The organism is Nostoc sp. C057, from assembly GCF_013393925.1.
GTDB classification, from domain to species: domain Bacteria; phylum Cyanobacteriota; class Cyanobacteriia; order Cyanobacteriales; family Nostocaceae; genus Nostoc; species Nostoc muscorum_A.
This window is the reverse complement of record NZ_CP040281.1, coordinates 64515-88342: the sequence shown is the minus strand read 5'-3', so window position 1 is coordinate 88342 and position 23828 is coordinate 64515. Positions and strand designations below refer to the sequence as shown.

Here is a 23828-nt window from a genome sequence, read left to right as displayed (position 1 = left end):
CTGAAGCGACTGATGTACTTACATTGCCAGTATACATAGTGAGCTAGTTCATATAGAGGTCGTTTTGTGGAAAGAAGAAAAATTCTAATTGCAACTAAAACATACCCTTCAATTAGCACAAAATATCAAGAAACAGTCTGTACAGCAGGAGTTTTATTAGATGATGACGATAAACCAGTTCAGTGGATTCGGATTTATCCCATTCGTTTCCGTCAATTAGATTTTGATCAGCGTTATCCCAGATGGTCAATTATAAGTGCTAAAATAGAAAGAAATGATAAAGATTATAGAGAAGAAAGTTTTCGTATAGATGATTCTTCGATAGAAGTAATACGAAAAATTGATACTAGCAAAAACTGGGAAGAGCGAAAAGCTTTGGTTTTGCCACTAGAATTCAAATCTATTCTCGATATTAAAGAGCAAGGTAAGTCTCTCGGTATTATTAAACCACAAACTATAAAAAAATACTTCTGTAAGAAAGAAATAGAACGGGAGTGGAAACCAAAACAGCAAGCAATATTAGATCAGATGGACTTGTTTGAGCCTTCAGTACAGTTAGATAAAATTCCTTATAAGTTTGGTTACGAATTTTTTTCTAAAGATGGAAAGAGGCATCGTTGTACAATAAATGATTGGGAAATTCAACAACTTTATAGAGGCTGTAGAGATAGATCAAAGGAAACAAGTATGGAGAATAAAGAAAAGGAGGCTTTAGAAAAAGTACGCCAAAAATTAGAAGACGAGTTTTTAAGCAAAAAAGATTTATACTTTATCATGGGAAACCTAAAAAATCACAAAAATAGCTTTATGATTATTGGGATATTTTACCCACCATTAATCAAAATATAATATTTAAAGTTGATTGTTCCAGGAATTAAAAATGAAAGTTAAAGATATTGCTAAAACAAGATGTATACTTACTTTTGGATATGGCAATCGCAAAGACTACGATGTCTTCTTGGAATACCTGCAAAAGTTTGATGTGGAATGTGTTGTTGATGTGAGGATGGTTCCTCGTGCTTGGAGCCGTAAATGGTACGGCGACAAAATTAAAATATTCTGTGAATCAAATCATATTGAGTATATTTCTAAAACCGCTTTAGGTAACACATCTGGTAAAGAAAATTGGATTCCTATAAATCAGGAAGAAGCAAAAAAAGCTCTACATGAAATTGCACAAATTGCTCAAACAGGTAATATTTTATTGTTGTGTGCTGAAATGAACCCGAATCGCTGTCATCGAAAAGAAGTTGCTGATTGTTTGGGAAACTTGGTATCAATTCCTGTTAAGCATTTAGAGTAGTAAACTACAATTTTTTTACTACTTAGGGAAGAGTGCTTAATAGACCTCATCTCAGAAGAAGCGATCGCAACCTATAGCTTTGGTGGTGCGATCGCTATTATAATTATCCGTAAATCTGAAATGCTTACTATACTGTGGTTTTAGCGATTTACTGATAACCAGCCGCTTGTAACAGAAACAACTTGGCATAACGCCCTTTTAGCTGTAGCAATTCTTCGTGAGTTCCCTGTTCTATAACTTCGCCGTTTTCTATAACTACGATTTTGTCAGCCATTCGGACTGTAGAGAAGCGATGGGAAATCAAAAGTACCATCTGATTTTGAGTAATAGCACGAAAATGATTGAAAATCTCAAATTCAGCTTGGGCATCTATTGCTGATGTTGGTTCATCCAATACTAAGATATCTGCTTGCGATCGCATAAAAGCACGAGACAAGGCAATTTTCTGCCACTGTCCCCCAGAAAGTTCCTGTCCTCCTTTAAACCAACGCCCAAGTTGAGTCTGGAAGCTTTGAGGTAATTGGTCAATAAAAGATTGGGCCATGCCTTTTTCAGCAGCAGTTTGCCAACGGTTTTTATTTTCGAGATGTTCTACATCACCCACGCCGATATTCTCGCCCACAGTGAACTGATAGCGGACAAAGTTCTGGAAAATCACACCAATACGACGACGCAATACATCCACATCCCATTCCTGCAAGTCCAACCCATCTAAGAAAATTCGTCCAGAGTCTGGGGTGTAGAGTCGGGTAAGTAGTTTGATTAAAGTAGTCTTACCGGAACCGTTTTCACCCACAATTGCCAGTTTTTCTTTGGGTTTCAAGTGTAGCGAAATGTTTGTCAACGCTGGCTTAGAACTTCCTGGATAAGTAAATGATACGTTCTCAAAACGGATACCATCTTGGGGATTTAAACCAATAGTTGCCTTACCCCAAGACTTTGGTACTTCCTCTTCGAGGAAATCGTAGAGATTTGATAAATATAGGTTGTCTTCATACATCCCCCCAATAGATGTGAGGGCATTGGAGAAAGTTGATTGTCCTTGGCGAAAAACGGTGAGATACATTGTCATATCTCCCAAGGAAATCTTACCTTGTACTGTTTCTAGTACAATCCAAGCATAAGCTAGGTAAAAAGCACCAGTACTCACTAAACCCAGTAGATAGCCCCACAGCCCTCGCCGCAGAGTCAAATCGCGATCTTCGCCATAGAGTTGATGAAACAGGTTGCGATAACGCCCTAGCAGCATCTCTCCCAACTGGTAGAGTTTGACTTCTGTGACAAAATCTTCTCTTGCTAGCAGATTTTCTAAGTAGTGCTGTTGACGAGTTTCTGCCGCCCGCCAACTAAATAGGCGAAAGCCTTCTCCAGCAAACTTTGTTTCGGCAATAAATACAGGCATCGCTGCCAAAATCAGCACCACCACCGCCCAAGCTGAGAAATTTACTAGTAAAATACCGTAGGTCATCAGGGAAAGGGCATTTTGCACCAACCCAAAAGTGCGGTTTACTAACGAAAGCGGACGAACTGATGCTTCTCGTCGGGCATTGGTCAATTTGTCATAAAATTCTGAGTCTTCAAACTGCCTAAGATCCAGTGTCAGCGCCTTTTCTAAGATGAGTACATTCACTCGCTGACCCATTAGCGCCCGTAATAAAGACTGACAAATGAGGATTCCCCGTTGACTACCTGCTAGTAGAATTACAGCGATCGCTTCTAATCCTACATAAAATAGGGAAGGATAAATATTGACAAAACCATTGTTTTGTGAATTAACTTGAGAGGCAAATACCACTGCATCAACAATTAATTTACTGATGTAGGATATCGCCGCCGGCAAAAGACCAGCCACTAAAGTTAAACTCGCCAGCAGAATGGTAAGCGATCGGCTGGTAGTCCATACCAAGTTCACAGCCCGTCCACTGTAGCGGAAAACGGTTAGGGATTGGCGTAGGATATTTCTTTTTTTTTAATTTTCATCTTTTTTTGGACAAGATACCCCAACTTGGGCGGATTTTCCTGACTCTTTTAATCTTTATATAATTTTAACAACAAAGAACTCAGAACTCAGTACCTAGAATGACGAGTGTGCGACTGGGTGGTGAATACCATGCTGAAATTAACGGATATTCTAACTCCTGTTTAAATTTTTATCCCCACAACCTCCGACCTGCTTTCCCACTTAATTTTTGGTGAGTATCTGACAATAATGCTGGAATATCCAACTTTTCTGGACACCGAGGTAAACAGTCTCCGCATTCTGTACAGCGATCGCCTTTCATTCCAGGGAACCAGTGACCAGCATTTTCAAACATTCCGTAACGATATTGTCCATAGTCTTTCATGTCGTATGCCACTGCGAGATTACGTAACCGCAATACCTCTGGAATATTGATATTTTCTGGACAGGGCAAACAAGCATAACATTGGCTACATTTATCAGTTCCCAAAGCAAATTTTTGGTGATTTTCTAACCTCTGGAAAGCAGAAATTTCTGCTGATTTTAGCTCTCCATCATGGTCAGCAACTTGCAAAGGTTCTATTAATTCATCTGGGCTGCTTGGCCCTATACTTAAGGTATTAATACGGTTGTCAACAAGTAAAAAACGATAGCTTAGTTCTAAGGGGGAATACGGCTGACATAAGTCTTTTAGAGTTTGGGGTGGCGTATACAGCTTTCCCCCTTTGTCAGCAGGGGAAATAATGAAAATGCCCATATCTTTTTCGGCAGCTAGTTGAATTGCTGGTGCGTGCCGTTGAAAAAAATAGTAATAATGCAAATTGACAAACTCAAAAAAATCTGTTTTTACAGCTGCCTGAATTAGCTCTAATGATCCGTGGCTGGAAAAACCAACGTGTCGCACTCGACCATCAGCAACAGCTTCCTCTACGGCTTGCATACAACCATTTTTGGCTTGCACCCACTCCAAATGTTGCCAAGTATTCAAGCCATGAATGCCTAAGCAATCTAAATAATCTAGCTGTAATCGTTCTAGGGATTCGTCGATGCACCGACGCATGGTGTCAGCATCTGCTGTGGCTGAAATTTTGGTAGTGATGTAAAGCTTCGTTCGGGGTACTGATAACCCAGCTTTTAATGCCCTACCAAGATACTCCTCACTTTTGCCGTAACCTCTGGCGGTTTCTAGATGATTAATTCCTAACGCTAAGGCTTGTTCAATGATCTGGTGAGCATTTTCAAAAGAAGCCAGGTAGCGCATTGTTCCTAGAGAGAAAACCGAGAGGTGCAGATTCGTTTTCCCAAAGCGTCGGTATTGCATAAATTGAGTCCTGAGTAGTGAGTGCTGAGTAGAAAGACGATTAATATTGTCTGTACAAGAATGAAAAAGTGAAAAAGAAAGAATAAAGAATTTATTTTTAAGATTCTCTATTCTTTCTCAGCACTCAGTACTCAGCACTCAGTACTCTCCTAGCTGTCGCCATTACCAAAGCGCTTGATCAAATCTTCAGGACGGAGATTAGAAATAAATTCACGGAAGGCTTGCTGTTCGGCTTCATCTGCATCGCGGTCAACAGGGATAGAAGCATCGGCAATCACTTCTTCCATTACCCAGATAGGGGTATTTGTACGGAGAGCAATGGCGATCGCATCGCTAGGACGTGCGTCAATTTCTTTTTTGACCTCGCCTTGCTGGACAATTAAAGCCGCATAAAATGTATCCTTTTGCAGGGAATGAATGATCACCTTTTCTAGAGTCATATTCCAAGTCTCTAGAAGATTCACAATCAGGTCGTGGGTTAAGGGTCTGGGAGGCTTTTGATTCTCCAGTGCGCCCATAATTGCCCTAGCCTGTTCCTGACCAATATAAATTGGCAAAGCCCGCCGATCTGAAGAATCTTTCAAAAGGACGATCGGGCTGCGGGTTATGGCATCTAATGCTATGCCAGCGACTTTCATTTCAATCATTGCCTAAGCCTCTACAATGCTTTGAGAGCCTTGGATGCTGTGTAACAAATAGTACCCCTTTTTAGGCGGTTTGGTGACAGTAATAAACATAAGCATTCGTTCTCTATAATTGCTTCTATTAAACTCCGAACTTGTTGTGAAAACCAGAGTAAGTCAAATTGGTCTTCTTAGACAATAACCTTCTTACCCAAGTATGCCTTGTGAAGGATGCTAATGTGTTAATATTCCTATACGAAAAAAAGTCAGAAAATATACTTGGATGTTCAACATTTCTGTGGCAATTACCAATTCATTTCAGGCAAATTTAGGCAATAAATAGAGTTAGTTTGACAAAAAAGCCGTGTTTACAGGATTAATCCAAGCATTAGGAACGATAGAACCCTTGGGGGGCGATTCTTGGCAAATTACTTGTGTGAGCCATTCTGGTGAAGTAATTATGCAGGATTTGGCTTATGGCGACAGTGTTGCAGTAGATGGCGTTTGCTTGACAGTGGAAAAAGTTTTAAAAGACGGGTTTATCGCCACAGCTTCACCGGAAACGCTACGCCGCACGACGTTGGGAGGTGAGCAAACGCAACAGAGATATGTCAATTTAGAAGCGTCGCTAAAGGTGGGCAGCAAAGTTGGCGGTCATTTTGTGATGGGTCATGTAGATGGCATCGGTCGATTGCTAGTTGCAGAACAAACGGCTAGTTCTTGGGAAATGACCTTTATTGCATCTGATGCGATCGCACGATACATTGTCCCCAAAGGTAGCATAGCTGTCAACGGCATCAGTCTCACAGTAGCCGCTTATGACTCAGAACTCTCTCAATTCAAGGTGGCGGTAATTCCCCTCACATACAGCGAGACAAATCTTCGCTATTTGGTTGCTGGGAGTTTGGTAAATCTAGAAGGGGATATTCTCGGCAAATACGTCGAAAAATTCCTTTACTCTGGCAACCCAAACACCACAGCCCATGATGAAACAAGTTTAGATGGCATTACACCCGCATTCTTAGCAGAACACGGGTATTTGTAATTGGGAATTGGGAATGGGGAATGGGGCATTAGTTATTCTTCCCCTGCTTCCCCTGCTCCCCTGCCCCTCAGCTTCTTCTAGCTGCCTGGTTCTTGGCTTACCTGGGCGGTTTGCAAGCCTCTTACTAACTGGCTGAGGGCGCTTTGTAATTCCACGCCTGGGTCAGTCGCAACCCAACCGTTAGGTGTTAGGTGGCGGACTTCAAAGTGCAGGTGAGGGCCTGTGGATGCCCCGGTGCTGCCAACTCGGCCGATGAGAGTTCCAGGTTGTACCCATTGACCGGGTTGAACAAGGATTTCTGACATGTGACCGTAGAGAGTTTGTTCTGCCGATTTGTGATTGAGGATAACGGTTAAACCATAACCACCCATCCAGTTAGCAGTTTCGACTTGACCAGCTGCTGCTGCTAAAACTGGTGTTCCCGTAGGCGCACCTAAGTCTGTACCAGCATGGAAGCGTTGATTACCTGTAATTGGATGAACTCGCCAACCAAACAACGAGGTAATGGGAGCGGGTATAGACAAGGGATACATCATCCCCGTCCCATTATAGGCAACTGCCCCTGTGTAGGGAATTTGTGGCAATACCGATGCTAGTGAGAAGTCGTAAGCTACATTACTTGGACGGGGTGCAATGTTGCCATCTGCCATTGGTGGCGGTAAAGTGCCGCCACTGGGTGCAATAGGAGTGGCACTCACTCTTGTGGGACTGAACTCGCTGGGACTCGGGATAAACCGATTTGGGCGATATGCGGTCTTGGTGTCACCACTATAACCATTTTGAGTAGCACGCCATCTGCTGTTGTTGCCAGTCGTTGCAACTTGCCGCGTGGTTGGAACTACTGGCAATTGGGCGTTTTGACTTCTTCTTAGCCAATTAGGTGCTGCTTTATCATTAGAATTCGCTACATTCCTTTGGGGTACTTTGGCGCAAACACCGCCTAATACGCTTTGTCCTGAAGGCAAAATGGCTCGGCAACCGCTAGAGCGTTCTGTGAGAATTACAGAATTTGGCGCTTGATAAGTACCTGTAGCACCACTGTCATAACTATTAGGATCAATATAGGCGTTATTATAATCCTTGGTTTTACCTGGCGTTGCACTAACAGAACTGTTGGAGTTATTCGATGGTTGAGCAACTTCTGGGAGTTTTTCGGGTAAAGAGCGGACAGGGGTATTGGGTTTTTCCTGTCTCACCCTTATAGGAGTAACCTGGGTGGTTTCTACTTTGGGTTTTGACTGTCTGATAATAACAACAGGTTCAGCAGCTTCAATTTTGGGTGTAGACTGCCTAACTGGTTCTTTTGATTGAGCTACCTCTGGCTTGCGTAGTCTCTGTTTGAGTCTGGCTCGTCGTTGGGAAAATTCCGGTTGTGCTTGAACTGCTTCGGGCGCAACAGCCTGCTTTTTAACACTTCGACTTCGCTCAGTGTTAACTAGATTTGGAACTACTGTTGGCTGGGAAGTTTCAACAGTGGGAACGATGTTATCTACTTGTGTTTCCGTTTGGGCAAACACAAAGCCGCCGCTAAGGAGGCTGACGCTACTCAGCCAACAGAGGCTCTGAGCTGGTAGTGTTGAGGCAAAACGTTTTTTTGTTAGACCTTGCTGCCATAAATGCAAACGATGATGGGCAGAATTATTGCGCTGCGTCATTTGTTCTCTCAGTTGTGTGTAATTAGCCTAAAGAGATGATGCTAGTGGTTTGTCTTGCCCAAAGAGCGAAATTTTGAACAAACCTCAAATTTAAACGGAAGATTTATGGTACCCCAAACTGATTGTACCGGGTTCAATATAAATTTCCGGTGTAATTAGTTCCTTTGTATTGTATGTTTCTAAATCAACTCGTAAATTTCCTTGAGGTGTCACCCCAACTACAGTACCAAAAAGATTATTGACATAAACCCGATCGCCCATATTTGTAAGCAAGTCTAGATAGCGAGATAAGAGTATGCTTACTCCTTCTTGTTGAAGGCACTCCATACCGGATTCTATTCCCAGTAAGACTGTAGAGGTGAGTATTTCCAGACAAGAGATTGGTCTGAAATCTTGGGAAGCTTGCCACGATTCCAGATTAATTCCAGTTTCGGGTACTGGATTTGTCCAGTTAATACCAACACCAATTACTGCTTGGGTGATTTGTCCTTTGTTTACTTTGGTTTCTGTCAAAATGCCGCCTAGTTTGCGACTATTTAAAACTAAATCATTGGGCCATTTTATCCCAACATCTATACCACATTGGCGCAATTGAGACGCAATTCCCCAAGCGGTAGCGAAAGTTAGCTGGTAGCTGTCAGTAGCTTCTATTTTGTGGTCGAAAGAAATCGCCACGGAAACATATAATCCCCCAACTGGAGAAATCCACTCGCGTCCCCATTGTCCTCGCCCAGCAGATTGCTGAGTTGCGATGACTACTGTTCCTGAAATAGCCCCTTGGTGGAGTAAGTTCCAGAGGGTTTGGTTTGTTGAGGAGACGCTTTCAAAAAAGTGGAGGGAAAATGGTAAATATGTATGCTTACGCCCTGCTTTCAAGGCTGATTCCAAGTTTTGCAGATTAAATCCCACAGCAGTTAACCCAAATTCCGTTGTTCAAGTTAGCATTGATTGGCTGATGAGTGATTTTTGTTTAGGTTTGGTTGAAGATGCACACTTGGCACTGGCGCAATTGGGAAGGACTGCCTTATCTAACTTGTAGTATTCTGGAACATTGGCATCACGGCTTCTTTACCCAGCAGTTTTGGCCGCGATCGCCACAAGTTATGACAGAAGTATTGCAACCAGAGGCATCAGTCTATCGCTTAAAGCAGGTTCATGGCAATACTGTTCTCACCCCCCAAGAAGTTGAAAGCTTCTTAAGCACTGCTGAGGATGATTTAGCATCGGCGGATGGTTTAATGAGCGAACAGCCTCTCCAAGCCGTTTGGGTAGCTAGTGCAGATTGTACACCTGTGTTGATTGGGGATGTGAAAACTGGACGGGTGGCAGCATTACACGCGGGTTGGCGGGGGACTGCTAAGAAGATTGTGCCCCTAGCGATCGCTAGATTACAATCTCAAGGCAGCAAACTTGATGATTTACGCATTGCAATGGGCCCTGCGATCGCAGGTGAGGTTTACCAAGTCTCTCTTGAAGTGGCTGCTGAAATTGGGGCTAGTGTTATACCAGACGAAGACCAAGAAAAAATTGTAAGTGCATTACATGAGTTAACAAATTCACCTTTGCTAGAAGATCCTAATCCAGGAAAGGTAAGGTTGGATGTGCGGCGAGTGAATACCTTACAAATGGAAAACATGGGAATTAGTGCAGAACAAATTGCGATCGCACCTTATTGTACTTTCCAAACTCCAGAGCATTTCTTTTCTTATCGCCGAGAGCAAGAGAAAAAAGTTCAATGGTCAGGGATTGTTAGTGGTAAAAGGTAAAACTGGTTTTAATCTTGGTGTTCTAAATTGACACCAATTTTAAAGCAATACAGTTCAGATAAGACCAAAACACTTGTAGAGACGGCGATTTATCGCGTCTCAAAACCCAGGATTTTGTACTGTATTGGATTTTAAGGTTCAAATTTTAAAACCTGTTTTTGACGCAGTGAACTAATTGCTAAGACTAAAATACTCAGGGTGATTCCTAGAATTGCATAACTCGGTAGCGCGAAGATAGTTACTTTCAGAAAGTAGGGTAATTTCCCTGCTTTCACGTTCCAGCGATTTGCTAGAGAACCGATGAGCCAGCCATGAATAACTGCTGTTTGCACTGCTAGAAAGCAAACCCCTGCAAACCAAACAGACATTCTTTTCATAGAGAATTTATAATACCTGATTTGATATAGCAAATCATTCAGCAAAAAAACAACCGCAGGTATTAACATCACAGTACTAGTTTGCTGTGAATAATTAATGGCAATACTCAAGCAAGAAACTAGTACCATTTCGGCTAAGTATATTTCTTTTGACCAGGCTGTAATAGATTGTTGTAGATACCAATACCAACCCACGAAACCAACAAGTATCAGAACAATAAAGTCTGACAATAACTTGGCAAATAATGGATTATTGGGTAATAATCTTGGGCCCACTACCATCAAATCTAGGCGAGTAATTGAAAGATAAGGACTATTCGATGGATCGTTAAGCCAGAGTGAAAATCCACGAGCCGTATCTGGTAGGTATTGTGTCACAGAATTGCCTGTTAATGTTAGACCTAAAAATACTAAAGAAGTTCCTGTGATAACAGATACAAAAACTAGAGAAAAGCGTCTTTTAAATAGAAAATATAGAATGAATAATGCAGCTAATGTTGGTTTACAAACGGCAATACCCAAGCAAAGTCCGGCTGGAATATCCTGATATTTTCTAGCTAAGATAAACATCCATAAGATGAGAACCGCAACGAAAATGGCAAGATTACCAACTTGAAGATCGCGAACTAAACCATAAATTAAGGCAGCCGAGATTGTGCAAATAGTTCTGAAAGCTGGCGACTTCGATTCTAGGAGGATATTCGCTCCCCATAAGGCCAAGCCGATTGCTAATATATGCATCACAATCCAGATTGTAAATGCAGTATTGATCGGAAAATAACCGAGAAACCAGATAAGAGGAATAATATTAGGTGGATAGACAAATGGTGGAATAAATCCACACGTTTTAGTTAGGCTACAGAAACTTTGGTTAAAAATCTCGACATTAAAAGGACTCAAATGCTGATGAGCCAATTTACTCGCCACATAAAACCATTTAAAATCCCATAAAGGTGGATTTGGCTGATTTAGGGAATAAACTAGCCAACCTGTATAGCAGAGAAATCTTGTGACTACTAATACAACAACTGCTTGAATGATAAAGTTAACAATTGGTTGACGAAAAAATTGCATCAATCGTTGGATAACAGAAGATTTTAAGAATAAAGAATTTTTCCAGGCTACCTTCTCATCATCGTCTAGTCGCCAATTATTTTTCAGAACCAATGCAACTACAATTACTATAATTAGGTTCCAAAAACCAAAGTTTATCATCAGCAATGATCTCAAGAATTATTTCTGTATATCCTAGATAACATAACTGATATATTTTGTCATAAATGATGTTTGAGTATTTTTTATAATCAATTTATAAAAGTTTGAAAATTACCCATCTAGAATCTCCGCTATTTATGGCTGGAGAGTGTCAAATAAAAACTTGGCTCAATACCTCGCGGTGTATTAATGCCCTATCTACTAAAGATTGTATTTGCTCTGCTGATAAAGGATCGCCATTAGCATAATGCTCCATCCAAGTTAGACTAATCAAATTGGGGTCATCAGGTAAATTCGCCAAATCCCACCCAGGCATTTCTAAGTCTTCCATAAGACGATTTACCTTGGGGTCATAACTAAGAGCAAAGCAACGACAACCTTCAGCAGCAGCCATAATCAAGCTGTGTAGACGCATCCCAATTGCCATCTCCACGCCGCGAAACACACCTTTCAAAAGTTGTGGATCTTCCAGACATAAAATCTGGCTGACATCTTTAAGGTGGGGTTGAATAGCTTCGGCAATACTTAAATCTTCACTTTTTTGAAATGGCAGTAGTAAGATAAAAGCCTGCGTAGCTTTTTGAAAGTCAACCAAAGCACGGGTTAAATTTGCCAGACGTGTTTCGGTAAGTAGGGGATGCGATCGCAAAGTTACCGCAACTCTCGGCGCAGGTAAATCCCAAAGTCCCGGTACAGGTTTAGATTCCAACGCCCAAACCGGGTCAGGAGCTATAATACAAGGAATTTCCCAATCAGATAATAAAGCAGCGCTGGCGCGATCGCGGACACTAACTTTGGTACAATTACCAAAGGTTTGCCGCGCTAACCAACGAGTTTGCGGACGCACCAAGGGGCCAATACCCTGCGCCCAAGCAACAGTTTTCAAACCCATTTTCTGCGCCAATGCCATCATTCCCCCATAATAAAAGGGGCTGATAGTGCTGGTAACATCTTGAATCAGACTCCCGCCGCCCCAAATCAAGGCATCACTTGAGCGTAAAGCTTGCAGTACAGCTAAGGGAGCCATACGATCGAAAGTTTCTACATTGTAGCGATCGCGCGTTTCCTCTGGATTTCCCGAAAGTACCACAGGGGTTACGTGAGATGGTAACATTTGCAAGAGCGTTGCTAACAAAGCCTCGTCACCACCATTACCTTTACCGTAATACCCAGACAATAACGCCCGCATCTTGACCATTTTGGATTTTAGATTTTGGATTTTAGATTAACAACTTTTTTTAAAACGTTTATGCCATCCTGCCAACAAAAGATGAATTGTATTGTAGGAAAATAGGGACATAGAAAAACAAAAAGATTAATACTATTGACTCTTAACTCCAGTACAGACACTAAATTCCGCGTCTTTAATTCCTAACTTTCTTATGCACACCCTATCGATTCCCACCTGGATTATTCATATTTCTAGCGTTATAGAGTGGATTGTTGCCATTTGGTTAATCTGGACTTACGGCGAACTCACTAATAACCGCAATTGGTGGGGATTATCCCTTGCTATGTTACCAGCTTTAGTTAGCGCTATGTGTGCTTGTACCTGGCATTATTTTGACAACGCCGAATCTCTGGAATGGCTGGTAACACTTCAAGCTACCATGACCTTAGTTGGTAATTTTACGCTTTGGGCAGCAGCGTTTTTGATTTGGCGTTCTACCAAATCTTCTAACACTGTTGAACCAGAACCTATCAAATTAGAGCAATGATTTCTAAAGAAACCCTGTTTGCACTTTCACTGTTTCCCTATTTGGGTTTCTTGTGGTTTATCAGGCGGAGTCCGCAAATGCCGCGTTTAGCGCTGTATGGATTTTACGGTACTCTCGTTTTTGTGGCTATCACCATCCCAGCCGGAATTTACGCCCAATTGCATTATGGCGAGTCTTTGGCCAATGTAGATTGGTTGCATGGTGGTGCAGAATTATTTTTGACTCTTTCTAACATCTTGCTTGTGCTAGGTTTTGGACAAGCTGTAAGGCAATTACAAATCAAAAATAGAAACCTCAGCGATAGCTAGGGTTTTAATTGCATTAAGTTATGAGGGAGAAGTAAATGGATGTAATTCCAGCGATTGATTTACTAGAAGGTCGATGTGTGCGACTGTATCAGGGAGACTACGATCGCTCGCAAGTGTTTAGCGAAAATCCCGTTGATGTTGCCAAACAATGGGTTGATCAGGGTGCTAATAGACTGCACATAGTTGATTTAGATGGTGCCAAAGCAGGTAAAGTAGTAAACCTGGGGGCAATTGAAGCGATCGCTCACGCGGTGTCAGTACCCATTGAAATTGGTGGAGGATTGCGCGATCGCACCAGCGTCCAACAATTATTCAATCTAGGCGTACAGTGGGCAATTCTCGGAACCATTGCCGTAGAACAACCCCAGCTAGTGCAAGAACTGTGTGCAGAATTTCCTGGACAGATTATTATTGGCATTGATGCCCGTAATGGTCAAGTCGCAACTCGCGGTTGGTTAGAAACCTCAGAAGTTTTAGCAACCCAACTGGCTGTACAAATGCAAGAATTGGGTGCAGCCGCCATCATTTACACAGATATTCACCGAGATGGTACTCTCATCGGCCCAAATTTAGAAGCTTTGCGAGAACTTGCGGCGGTAATTTCCATCCCGATAATTGCCTCTGGCGGGGTAAGTTCTCTCACCGATTTGTTGAGTTTGTTGGCGTTAGAACCTCAAGGCGTGACTGGCGTAATCGTCGGACGTGCTTTGTATACTGGGGATATTTTACTCAAAGAAGCATTACGAGCGATCGGCCCTGGGCGGATTCAGGATATTCCACCCAATCTAGGTTTTTCTAGTTTTGCTTGATTATCACTCTTCTATGACTCTGTAGAGAGAATAATCCCAGCGATTGGCTACACAAACTCTCGTCCACCTGCGCGGACTAACGCCAAAATAGGGTTTCAAATTTAATCTGACGAGAGTAATAAAAGAGTGTTATGTAAAGTGATGGCTTTTAAACCTCATCTATGTTGAAACCTAGAGTTTTTTAAAAGATATATTGATGTAGGTTGGGTGGAGTGAAACGAAACCCAACATTACCACCTTATTTATGTTGGGTTGCGCTATTGCTGCACCCAACCTTGTATCTTAGAAAGAGTAGTAGACCGTCCCAACCTTGGTCAAGAAAGACCGCTTTGTAGCATGGGTCACTACAATAATCTCTTTGACAGAACTCGAACAGTCGCCAGGGGCAAAAATTTAAATACTGATGTTTAGATTATACAGTCCGTATCGTGCAAGGATGAGTGTAATCAAGGGGATAAGAATCAACTATAACAAACACAATCCGTGAGAGTGAAATATGGAAAATATTGCTCAATGGGTAGGTATTGATGTGAGTAAAGCCACATTAGATGTTTATATCCGTCCTCTGGGTAAAGCTATGATTGTGGCAAATACAGAATCAGAAATATCAAATCTAGTGGAGCTACTCTTATCCTATAGTTTAAATCTGATTGTACTAGAAGCAACCGGAGGATTAGAAACTGAACTAGTAATCCAATTGCAAGCTGCACTTTTACCAGTAGCATTAATTAATCCCCGTCAAGGACGAGATTTTGCGAAAGCTACGGGTAAGCTGGCCAAAACTGATGCCATTGATGCACAAATATTGGCACATTTTGGCGAAGCGATGAAACCCCAAGTTTTAGCCATTCAATCCGAAATGGCGCGTCAATTATCGGAATTAATTAGTCGCAGACGACAATTAGTGGAGATGCAGACAGCCGAAAAGAATCGCCGCTCACGCACTCGTGGTCAAGCCTTGGCAGATATTGAGGCTCATATTGAATACCTGGAAGAACACCTCAAACAACTCAATCAAAAAATTGCCGAATTGACGCAAAACAATCTTCAATGGATTGATAAAGTTAATTTACTTAAAAGTACTCCTGGTATTGGTCAAGTAATTTCGACAACTCTGGTTTCGGATTTACCAGAACTGGGTCAACTCACTGCCAAACAAATTTCTCGCTTAGTTGGTGTTGCACCAATTAATCATGATAGTGGTCAACACAAAGGTAAGCGCATGATTAATGGCGGTCGCGCTCATGTTCGTGCCATTCTTTATATGGGTGCTGTTGTTGCTATGCGTCATAATCCGGTTATAAAGGCCTTTTATGAGCGCCTCGTCGAACGTGGTAAATCGAAAAAATTAGCTCTCACTGCTTGCGTTCATAAAATGTTAGTCATTCTAAATGCAATGGTTCGAGATAATTTGCCTTGGCGTGTAACTGACAACTTACAACCCATTGCCAACGCTTAATCACAACTCAACGTTTTTATACTTTGGAATAGTCCCCCCGATGATCCCATTGCGGCATTTGGGTCAACTTTTTATGCTCTTTTTTATCTCCACGGGAAATCCAGCAACTGGGGAAGATTCTGCGGCGAAGCGGAGTGGCTGGTGCGGGCTGCTACCATCTTAACCAAGAGCCACAAGTCTTTTTGCCCGTACCAGCCACCGCAGAATCTAGCGCTGCGTTCCCCAGTTGCGTCAATGTTAAGAGTCCCGGTTTTTTGTTAACGTTCGCTTGACTTTTAAGACAGTCGCTACAAAACTACGGTTCTCAAGGTAGACGAGGTTTAGTTAAGATTTTGGCGATTTAGAAAAGCCTTTTTTTTCTCTGTGTTCTATGCGTCTGGAGTGGTTAGGCACTTCCAGTTAAAAAAATTACTTTTAAACCGCAGAGGCGCAGAGAACACAGAGGTAAGAGGTTAAAAAGGGATTTGTTGATCAATATTATCCACCTTGAAAGGGCTAGGAGATCAAACGCACGCAACAATTAGCGATCGCTAGTCATGTATATACTAGCGATCGTGTTTGTAATAGTTATCGTAAATTCAAGGGTTTAAGACCCCAACCATTACACGTAGTATCAGTTGAGTTGGGGTTTAAATCCCCGACTCCAACTGTCTTTAATTTTGAAGTAATGAGTAATGAGTAATACCCATTACTCATTACTCATTACTCATTACTCATTTATTTAACGTCTTATAATCCCAGTACCTACCTTCACCTTCTGAGATCCTTCGACGATTTGGTAAAGTTTGTCTTCAAGTTTTTGCATACATGCCGACCAATCAAATTCAAGTATGGAAGGGCGAGCGTGCCGAGTCATATCTGCCTTCAAATCGGGATTTTCTAGAATCGTAATCACCTTTTGAGCAAAGTCTGTGGGGTTGTTGGGTTGGGCAAGAAAGCCGTTCCGACCAGGAAACACCTGTTCTGATGTTGAGGGTGCAAAAACAGCAACTAAAGGGGTTCCAGATGCTAGGGCTTCGTTATTTGTAGTGCAGAAGTTTTCAGTGACAGAGGGGTTGACAAAAACATCCGCTCTCGCAAACCAGCCTAAAAGTTCTGTACCATGGGATTCGCCCCATATAGTAATACCCGATCCAAATTTTTCGGCACGCTGACGAATCTCTTCATCCATCGGGCCACTACCAACAATCACCAGATGAACATCAGGAATTTTGGCAGCTATGACTGGAAAGATATCAAGTAGTTGGTTGACATTCTTTTCCGGGGTGATGCGTCCGACAAACAAAAGAGTTGGTCGGTTATCGTTAGGAATGGGATTGTAACAAATATTGCGCGGATGAAATTTCTCGCAATCGATGCCTTGATAAGGGACATATTCAGCGCGTTGGCATTTCAATTCTTCGTATTTAGTGAGTTGTTCTTTAGAAGAAAAGTAATTGAAGTCATAAGACTCACTAAATTGCTTGACTAAAACGGGAACAATCGGACGAACAAAGTTAAAGAATTTATCTCCAAAATAATATTTGATATACGCAACGATATCAGTATGGAAAAGTGAAATTATTGGTGTGCCTGTTCGTTTTGCGTATTCAACACCAATTGGACGACCATAACCTTGCAAGAAAAATGAGTATAAACCTCTCATTTGCGCGGCTTCTTCAACCAAGATAATATCAGGCTTAAATTTCTCCAGCAACTTGGTATCACTCCAATGCCGATAATTTAGCGGTTGAGGAAGAGACTTATAGAATAAAAGAGGTTCTGTGGGAAATGCGTAAGCAGAGAAATTTGGAAAAGACTGAATTTCCTCTAAACCTGGCATGGGGCGATCGCCAACATTTTTGGGGTAGCGATCGCTAATTTGCGGATGAACTAAAAAAACCTCATGTCCTTGCTCTAGCAACCAACGAACTCGTTGGTGAACAGCGACAGAAACACCAGTCAAGAAAGGAGCGTACAATCCTGTAAATAGTGCAATGCGAAGTTTTTGCTTAGTCATAATAAAGGGGAATCTTTCACGAAAATGCTGGTTTTCAATTTAGGATTTACGCAGCTTATGTTTCATGAACATTCTGATTTTCTAGCTCAGAAATTCCCACTAATACGATTAGACTAAGGATTTACGCATTTTCAAATAGCCGAAGTTGTCGATTGTGAAATGGATGTTTATAGTGCTTCTCGTTTGTGTGCAATAGACTCTGACCTTTCTCCAAACCTCTCAGGTTTTGAGGCTTACTCCCTTTCCCTTATAGGGAAGGGGTTGGGGGTTAGGTCTATGTTAGACTCAACTGCAACCTATATATAAACCTAGGTTGAAACTATCAAAACATCCAAAATACTAAGTCCAAATTCCCCTTAATATATTTGTCTAAACCCTTGTCATTTATGCAAATACATTTTGATAATTAACAAGAATAAGCGTGTATTCTGACAAGGGTTATAGCTAATATAGTTCTACTAAATATAAGATAATATAATTTGAAGACTAGGGAATGTTTAGTGTAATAACTTTCATGCCCTAGTTCATATTTAGCGATTTAATTCAAAGAGAAACCTTGCCATCAATAGGCTGATCTAACCATTGATAAGGGCGATATTCCACTAGCCGGACATTCCAAGGCCCTTGAACCCGATAGGAGACACCGCGCCAGGTGACTGTTGAGATCCAAATGGATGATAGCATTGCTAGCCCATAAACCCACTGTGTTAGGGGAATTCCAATCAACATTTTGATGATTGTAGCACCCGATAATTTTGCGATCGCCTGGTCATTAGAGCGAACCACTCGCTGTATCTCTAATTCCAACACGAGCATTATCAAGAGTAATCCGACAGTATAGACACTATAGCAGCCTAACAAGAGAGCCGCAGCTGCCCATTTTGCCTGTAAGAAGGACTCTAGAACTAAGATGATCAGTGCAGTAGGAAACAAAATGCTAGAAACAGCTTCACTAACTAAAGCTAGCCAACGTGGGTGATAGAGTCGAGAATAAAGTATCAGGCGCTTAAGATAGTCGATTAAGTTGGATAAATCAGTCTCTTCACGATTGACAATTAGCAGCGAAGGCACAAACTTTACCTGAAACCCATGTTTTTTGAGGATGTCGTGCATCATAAAATCCTCGCCTAAAGCTTGTCCCCACTTATCTAGCAGTTCTGTTTGGCGAAGTACTTCTGTTTTTACAGCCAAACTTCCACCCCAAGGAATCTGAAAGATAAACATTTGCACAACTGTGGATACATTGCCGATGTACCGCACTAAAGATCCCCAATACCTACCTGTAGGGACGTACCAACGATTACCTGTTGTCGCACCTATTTTGGCATCACCTAAAGGACTGACTAATTCTCGCAGCCAATTGACATGGACTATGGTATCAGCATCTACTAAGGCAACCACCTTGTAGGAATCATCCAACTCACGGACAGCTTGGACTAAGGAACTACATTTGAGACTACAATTGTTGCGTACTATTCTCAAAGGGCTAATTTGAACGTTGGTCGCTTCTTGCTCTGTGATGCTTTCACTGGCAATTTTCCAAGCGGGGTCTTCGTGACTATCAACGATCAATTTTAAATCATAGTGTGGATAGTTTTGGTTCAGGAGCGATCGCAAACATCTAGGCAAAAACGGATCGGCTCCGCGTAAGCAAAGAATCACTGCTGTTTTGGGTAACTGATCATCTGGTAATAAGTTTTTTTTAGATGAGCGCAGATACCATATAAAAACAAGCGTTAAACACACCTGAATAACCAGCCAACCCGTCAAAGACTTAGACAGAAATATTGCCAAATCTTCCATTAAATTTTTAGTCTCCGGTAGAATATCGGCTTGTTTATATGTAGGTGTGATCTAAACCGTAATCCTGAATAATTGGTAATTAGGGGAGAGGTGACAGGGAATAGTCTGTACCTGGATTTCTCACTTGTGAGAAATCCAAGGGGTGTGGGAAGTGTGGGAGGATGGGGAAGAAGTCTTACCCCCCACACTCCCCACACTCCTCTTCTCCCTCTGCCTACACTATGCGTGAGAAATCCGGGTGTACCCTGTAACCTCTCCTCTATGACCTTTATGAATCCAGCGAATATTTCATGATAATGTTGACTGTTGTATTTTTATTTACAACAAAACTGGCATCACGAAACTTTGGTGTACCTGTTTGTATTGACACAGTTGGGTTTTTAGAAATTCCAAAACCTTCTGTGGGAATACCAAAAAAGTCTTTGTTGAGTTTATGATCGCCATTTTGATCGTCAACAACGGCGACAGCATAAGTTCCAGGCTTCAAACCGGAGAAATCTTTTTTAACAGAATTGCCAGTAATCTTAGCGCAGCCACTTTGAGATCCCTTAGAATTGCTCATTGGAAATCCTTGTTCAGTTGCATAAACTCGGAAGCAAATCTCACCTTTTTTGTGTTGTATGCCATTTACCACAACACTAAGTGTTGCAGTTGATTCTGCATTTACTGTTTTAGCAAAGCTAAGGCTCACTAAAGTAGCAAGTAAAACATGAGATAAATGAGATAGTTTCAGCATAATTTTGTAGTGAAAGATAGGTAATTTTGGATCTGAGAAAAAGCTATATTTTCCAGCTTTTTCTGAACTGATTTGTTCAATGTATGACTTGATGTTTTCCAATTGCTGCTGGTTGCCGGCCTTTCCAAAGCACTTGCAGCACTCTTAGTAAATCTTTCAGCAAAAGATATTCTGCCCCTTTTAACTGCTGATGTAGGCTTCTATAACAACAAAGCTGCTCATTAAAACTCAGGGGACTACGCCATATAGAGAGTAGATACTCCCAGATTATTCTCCAATGTGGCAATAAAATTTGTCCTTTCTTTTCTGAATCAAACCACACTGCATAAGCATAGAAATCAGGTAGCATACTCAATGAGGTTTTTTTAGTGTTGTTAGCAAACAACAAATAATTAGGGAAATACATACTCATTGATTGTTGCGGATGGCTTCTGGCAAAAAACAGGTATTCAGGGATTTCATAAAACCTGCCAAGAATACCAAGCCTTAACAAGAGAATTCCATCTGCATTACCATAACCACCCATAGACGGTATCATTCTTAGGGCACTGGCACGAATTACACCGTAACATTGATAACATAAATGCTTGGTCAGCAATTCATGAAAACGCTCGTGTGGTTTTAGGGCATCTGCCTTGAGTTTGATATCGTAGTTTTGGAGGAAATTTCCCTGTTCATCAATGAAATATGTTTGGGAATGACACAAGATTATGCTAGGGTCTTGGTCAAGGACCTCAACACACTTCTTGATAAAATCTGGAGCATGTAGATCATCATAAGCTGCCCATTTAAAGTATTCACCCGAAGACAATTTAAAGACGCGATTGAAGTTACGAGCGCAACCGATATTCTTGTCATTGCGGTAGTAACAGATACGTTGGTCTTTGTCGGCATAAGCTCTACAAATTTCCTCAGTTTTATCTGTAGATGCATTATCTGAAATAATTAGCTCAAAATCTTCAAAAGTCTGAGCCAAGAGTGAATCTATGGCTTCTTTGATAAATTTTTCGCCATTGTATACAGGTAATCCGATGCTCAATCGTGGCTGATTGCTACTCATAACAAGTATTCGGAAAATCTGTGGATTATTTTATGCTCAATTGCAGATAATTGTTAGGCAGATGCAACGTAGGCATTGAGAATTCAGAAGCCAGAAGTCAGAATCCAGAATAATTTGATACTTTAAGCTGAATAAAATCAATTAACCGTGCTATAGCCTATTGATTTTATAATCATCCTGAATTATGACTCCTGAATTCTTAAAATCTGTTGACTATTTAATCAAGCTTTGAATATCTGTTTTTTGCAGCCATTCATGTGTTCGCTGCATTCCTTCTTCTAGGTCAATTGTTGGTTTATAATTTAACAGGCTTTGTGCTTTGACAATAGAACAAGCATAAGGACGAGTCATAAAATCTATAGACTCTGGTAGGATATCAACTTTTTTTCGAAAGAGTTTTTGTCCTTGAACACGTAGTTTTAGAAACAACTTGATTTCATCTTTCGGTAATGAAAGGGGTGCTGATAAACCTTCCATTGCTGCTAAACGCATAAAATACTCTTTCCACGAAGTTTCTTGTCCGTCGGTGATATTAAATATTTCACCGTAGGTTTCTTTTTCTATCGCTAGAAAGATGCCATCAATCAGATTATCTATGTATACATGATTAATAACTCCTTTGCCATCGTTAGCACAGGCAAATAATTTTTGACGCATCATCAGAACCGGTCTGACTATCCAGGGAATACTTCCTGGGCCGTAAACATCTCCGGCTCGAATAACGATGATGCCAAAATCTGGAGGATTATTAAGTTCTAAAACTGCTGTTTCCGCTTCTATTTTTGTTTCACAGTAAGGATTATTTTCGCCAGAAAGTGGCCCGGATTCTGTAACACTATTAGGATAGTTGAAACCGTAAACCATTACACTAGAAAGATGCACAAATGTTTTAACACCAGCCTGTTTAGCGGCTTTAGCCATGTTTACAGTACCGCCAACATTGACATCACGAAAATTCTTAATTGCGCCAGCTTCTTCGGCAAGTTGATCTGTATGTAAAACGATATCTACTCCCTGACAAGCCTTTTGAGCAATAGTAGAATCTGTGATACTACCAATAATTATCTCAACATCTAAATTTTGTAATTGTTTGTTTTGTTCTGTAGAACTTTTAAGTCCACGAACCTTCATTCCTTGTGCGATGGCTAACTCGGCTGTACGCAAACCGACAAATTCATCAATCCCGGTAATTAGCAGGGTTTTATCTTTGAGGTTCATAAAATCGGAATTATTGTTAAATAGGTGAACTTGACTTGTTAGATAAAAAGCTGAAATTTTATACCAAATTTAAATTCAGCTAAAGACTTTTAATCTAAAATCTAAAATTGGTATAAAGAAGAATTTTTCTGTGGAGAGCCTGAACCAACGCTTAGTTATTAGTCTATATCATGGCAAAAAATTTGATTATTTTGATGCAACGAATAGCTAGAAAATATCTCCCGGATCTGCGGAGCGGAGTTTGTTGATAGCAAGCGCTCCTGATGTTATACACATTAAAACTGTTGAAGTTAAGACAATCACTGCATTATTAGTGGTCATAACTATTGGTAGTTTAGTTGATTCTGCGGCAAAACTATATAACAAGACAGAAGTAATGAATCCTGGAATATAACCTAAGATTGCCAAAATTAAAGCTTGCTGAAATACCACATTCAACAAATAGCTATTGGCATAACCTATGGCTTTCAAAGTGGCGTAAGCAACGAACTGAGTTGCAATATTGCTGTAAAGAATTTGATAAACAATAACCACACCAACAACCGCAGCCATTGTCAACATTAAGTTAAGAATGAAACCAATGGGTGTTCTAACAGCCCAATAGTTTTTTTCAAAATCAATGAAGCCTTGACGGGTAAAAACTTGGACATCACTAGGCAAATTTGCCTGTAAATTTTTCAGTACTTTTTCGGCATTAGCACCAGGTTTGAGTGAAATCAAACCGATATCTATCATATCTGCCGGACGAGTATTGGGATTTATCCTCAAAAAAGTTGAGTCACTAACAAGTAAATTTCCGTCTACCCCAAAGGAAGGGCCTAATGTGAATAAGCCGCCAATTCTCACTCTATAGCCAATCAATGAACTGTAGGGAAATATTTCAATTGTCTGTGCAGTTTCTCCCGCATTAAATTTTTCAGCTATTGGGCCAAATTCTGGGCGAGAACCCCGATCAAAAAGCACAACATCAGGAATTTTGAGTTTATCTAAATTTTTCTCAACTTCTGGGAGATTCATTACCGGTCTACCTGGATCGAAACCAATAACATATATTGAATATTTCTCACTAGTAGCCGGATTTTTTAGTTTGGCAAATTGCAAATACATGGGGCTAACTGACTCTACGCCATCAAACCCCAGGGATTGGTACAAACGAGTCCGTGAAAAACTTTGATTTGAGGTCAAAGATTTATATTGCGAACTCACTAAAAATAAATCTCCTTTGAGATTTTGATGCACAGCAGTTGCACTGGAATAAAGAGCATCTTGAAAACCAAGTTGCACAAACATTAGCAGCACAATAAAACCAATCCCGGCTACAGCTACTAGTAAACGAACTTTTTGCTGTGCTAGCTGTAGCCATCCTAAAGGAATTTTGAAATTCATGGATTTATTTGTCATTTGTCATTGGTCATTTGTCATTGGTCATTTGTCATTTGTGAATGACCTATGC

21 protein-coding genes are annotated in these 23828 nt (G+C 41.0%); 8 read left to right on the top strand and 13 right to left on the bottom strand.

Annotation, left to right across the window (positions count from 1 at the left end):
- Positions 1 to 66 precede the first annotated feature (66 nt).
- Together FD724_RS00295 and FD724_RS00290 are read left to right on the top strand one after the other, a co-directional pair.
- A complete protein-coding gene (locus FD724_RS00295; protein ID WP_179071198.1) occupies positions 67 to 849 on the top strand; it encodes a hypothetical protein in 783 nt (260 codons plus the stop codon).
- Between the two features lie 31 nt (positions 850 to 880).
- Positions 881 to 1303 (top strand): DUF488 domain-containing protein, encoded by a 423-nt coding sequence (locus FD724_RS00290; protein ID WP_179071197.1) that lies wholly within the window; start codon positions 881 to 883, stop codon positions 1301 to 1303.
- Between the two features lie 148 nt (positions 1304 to 1451).
- Here FD724_RS00290 and FD724_RS00285 read toward each other — a convergent pair whose 3' ends face one another.
- The 3 genes from FD724_RS00285 to FD724_RS00275 form a co-directional block, all read right to left on the bottom strand.
- The gene (locus FD724_RS00285) at positions 1452 to 3215 is read right to left on the bottom strand and encodes an ABC transporter ATP-binding protein (RefSeq protein WP_256874408.1); all 1764 of its coding nucleotides are present in this window, start codon (positions 3213 to 3215) and stop codon (positions 1452 to 1454) included.
- 238 nt (positions 3216 to 3453) lie between these two features.
- On the bottom strand, positions 3454 to 4584 hold the full coding sequence (locus tag FD724_RS00280) for an aldo/keto reductase (protein ID WP_179071196.1): 1131 nt from the start codon (positions 4582 to 4584) through the stop codon (positions 3454 to 3456).
- A gap of 149 nt (positions 4585 to 4733) precedes the next feature.
- Positions 4734 to 5231: a bifunctional nuclease family protein gene (locus tag FD724_RS00275; RefSeq protein ID WP_012406891.1), complete on the bottom strand. Its 498-nt coding sequence runs from the start codon at positions 5229 to 5231 to the stop codon at positions 4734 to 4736.
- Between the two features lie 340 nt (positions 5232 to 5571).
- Here FD724_RS00275 and FD724_RS00270 point away from each other — a divergent pair, with 340 nt between their 5' ends.
- Positions 5572 to 6252, top strand: a complete 681-nt coding sequence (locus FD724_RS00270) for a riboflavin synthase (protein WP_163934347.1) — start codon at positions 5572 to 5574, stop codon at positions 6250 to 6252.
- A gap of 77 nt (positions 6253 to 6329) precedes the next feature.
- Here FD724_RS00270 and FD724_RS00265 read toward each other — a convergent pair whose 3' ends face one another.
- Positions 6330 to 7907 carry a M23 family metallopeptidase gene (locus FD724_RS00265; protein ID WP_179071195.1) on the bottom strand — a complete coding sequence of 526 codons (1578 nt, stop codon included), beginning with the start codon at positions 7905 to 7907 and terminating at the stop codon, positions 6330 to 6332.
- Positions 7908 to 7997: 90 nt separating this feature from the next.
- Positions 7998 to 8816, bottom strand: a complete 819-nt coding sequence (locus tag FD724_RS00260) for a biotin--[acetyl-CoA-carboxylase] ligase (protein ID WP_179071194.1) — start codon at positions 8814 to 8816, stop codon at positions 7998 to 8000.
- A 77-nt stretch (positions 8817 to 8893) separates the two neighbouring features.
- Here FD724_RS00260 and pgeF point away from each other — a divergent pair, with 77 nt between their 5' ends.
- The gene (pgeF, locus tag FD724_RS00255; protein ID WP_179071193.1) at positions 8894 to 9673 is read left to right on the top strand and encodes a peptidoglycan editing factor PgeF; all 780 of its coding nucleotides are present in this window, start codon (positions 8894 to 8896) and stop codon (positions 9671 to 9673) included.
- Between the two features lie 131 nt (positions 9674 to 9804).
- Here pgeF and FD724_RS00250 read toward each other — a convergent pair whose 3' ends face one another.
- Entirely contained in the window at positions 9805 to 11265 is a 1461-nt protein-coding gene (locus FD724_RS00250; protein ID WP_179071192.1) for a glycosyltransferase family 87 protein, read from the bottom strand.
- Positions 11266 to 11416: 151 nt separating this feature from the next.
- Positions 11417 to 12454, bottom strand: a complete 1038-nt coding sequence (gene csaB / locus FD724_RS00245) for a polysaccharide pyruvyl transferase CsaB (protein ID WP_179075359.1) — start codon at positions 12452 to 12454, stop codon at positions 11417 to 11419.
- 193 nt (positions 12455 to 12647) lie between these two features.
- Between csaB and FD724_RS00240 the strand changes: the two genes are divergently transcribed.
- The 4 genes from FD724_RS00240 (at position 12648) to FD724_RS40240 (ending at position 15559) form a co-directional block, all read left to right on the top strand.
- On the top strand, positions 12648 to 12983 hold the full coding sequence (locus FD724_RS00240; protein ID WP_012406884.1) for a DUF2499 domain-containing protein: 336 nt from the start codon (positions 12648 to 12650) through the stop codon (positions 12981 to 12983).
- Positions 12980 to 13291: a DUF3593 domain-containing protein gene (locus FD724_RS00235; RefSeq protein WP_114080261.1), complete on the top strand. Its 312-nt coding sequence runs from the start codon at positions 12980 to 12982 to the stop codon at positions 13289 to 13291. The genes FD724_RS00240 and FD724_RS00235 overlap by 4 nt, the downstream gene beginning before the upstream one ends.
- A gap of 35 nt (positions 13292 to 13326) precedes the next feature.
- A complete protein-coding gene (hisA, locus tag FD724_RS00230; RefSeq protein WP_179071191.1) occupies positions 13327 to 14100 on the top strand; it encodes a 1-(5-phosphoribosyl)-5-[(5-phosphoribosylamino)methylideneamino]imidazole-4-carboxamide isomerase in 774 nt (257 codons plus the stop codon).
- A gap of 496 nt (positions 14101 to 14596) precedes the next feature.
- Positions 14597 to 15559, top strand: a complete 963-nt coding sequence (locus tag FD724_RS40240; protein ID WP_218651488.1) for an IS110 family transposase — start codon at positions 14597 to 14599, stop codon at positions 15557 to 15559.
- A 721-nt stretch (positions 15560 to 16280) separates the two neighbouring features.
- Here the strand turns inward: FD724_RS40240 and FD724_RS00225 are convergent.
- The 6 genes from FD724_RS00225 to devC form a co-directional block, all read right to left on the bottom strand.
- A complete protein-coding gene (locus FD724_RS00225; protein ID WP_114080263.1) occupies positions 16281 to 17558 on the bottom strand; it encodes a glycosyltransferase in 1278 nt (425 codons plus the stop codon).
- Between the two features lie 543 nt (positions 17559 to 18101).
- Positions 18102 to 19361 (bottom strand): glycosyltransferase family 2 protein, encoded by a 1260-nt coding sequence (locus FD724_RS00220; RefSeq protein ID WP_114080264.1) that lies wholly within the window; start codon positions 19359 to 19361, stop codon positions 18102 to 18104.
- A gap of 268 nt (positions 19362 to 19629) precedes the next feature.
- Positions 19630 to 20097 (bottom strand): DUF2141 domain-containing protein, encoded by a 468-nt coding sequence (locus tag FD724_RS00215; protein ID WP_179075358.1) that lies wholly within the window; start codon positions 20095 to 20097, stop codon positions 19630 to 19632.
- Positions 20098 to 20173: 76 nt separating this feature from the next.
- Complete coding sequence (locus FD724_RS00210; protein ID WP_179071190.1) at positions 20174 to 21157, bottom strand: glycosyltransferase family 2 protein; 984 nt, start codon at positions 21155 to 21157, stop codon at positions 20174 to 20176.
- Between the two features lie 213 nt (positions 21158 to 21370).
- Positions 21371 to 22375 carry an NAD(P)-dependent oxidoreductase gene (locus FD724_RS00205; protein ID WP_179071189.1) on the bottom strand — a complete coding sequence of 335 codons (1005 nt, stop codon included), beginning with the start codon at positions 22373 to 22375 and terminating at the stop codon, positions 21371 to 21373.
- Between the two features lie 207 nt (positions 22376 to 22582).
- Positions 22583 to 23761, bottom strand: a complete 1179-nt coding sequence (devC, locus tag FD724_RS00200; RefSeq protein ID WP_179075357.1) for an ABC transporter permease DevC — start codon at positions 23759 to 23761, stop codon at positions 22583 to 22585.
- Positions 23762 to 23828 lie beyond the last annotated feature (67 nt).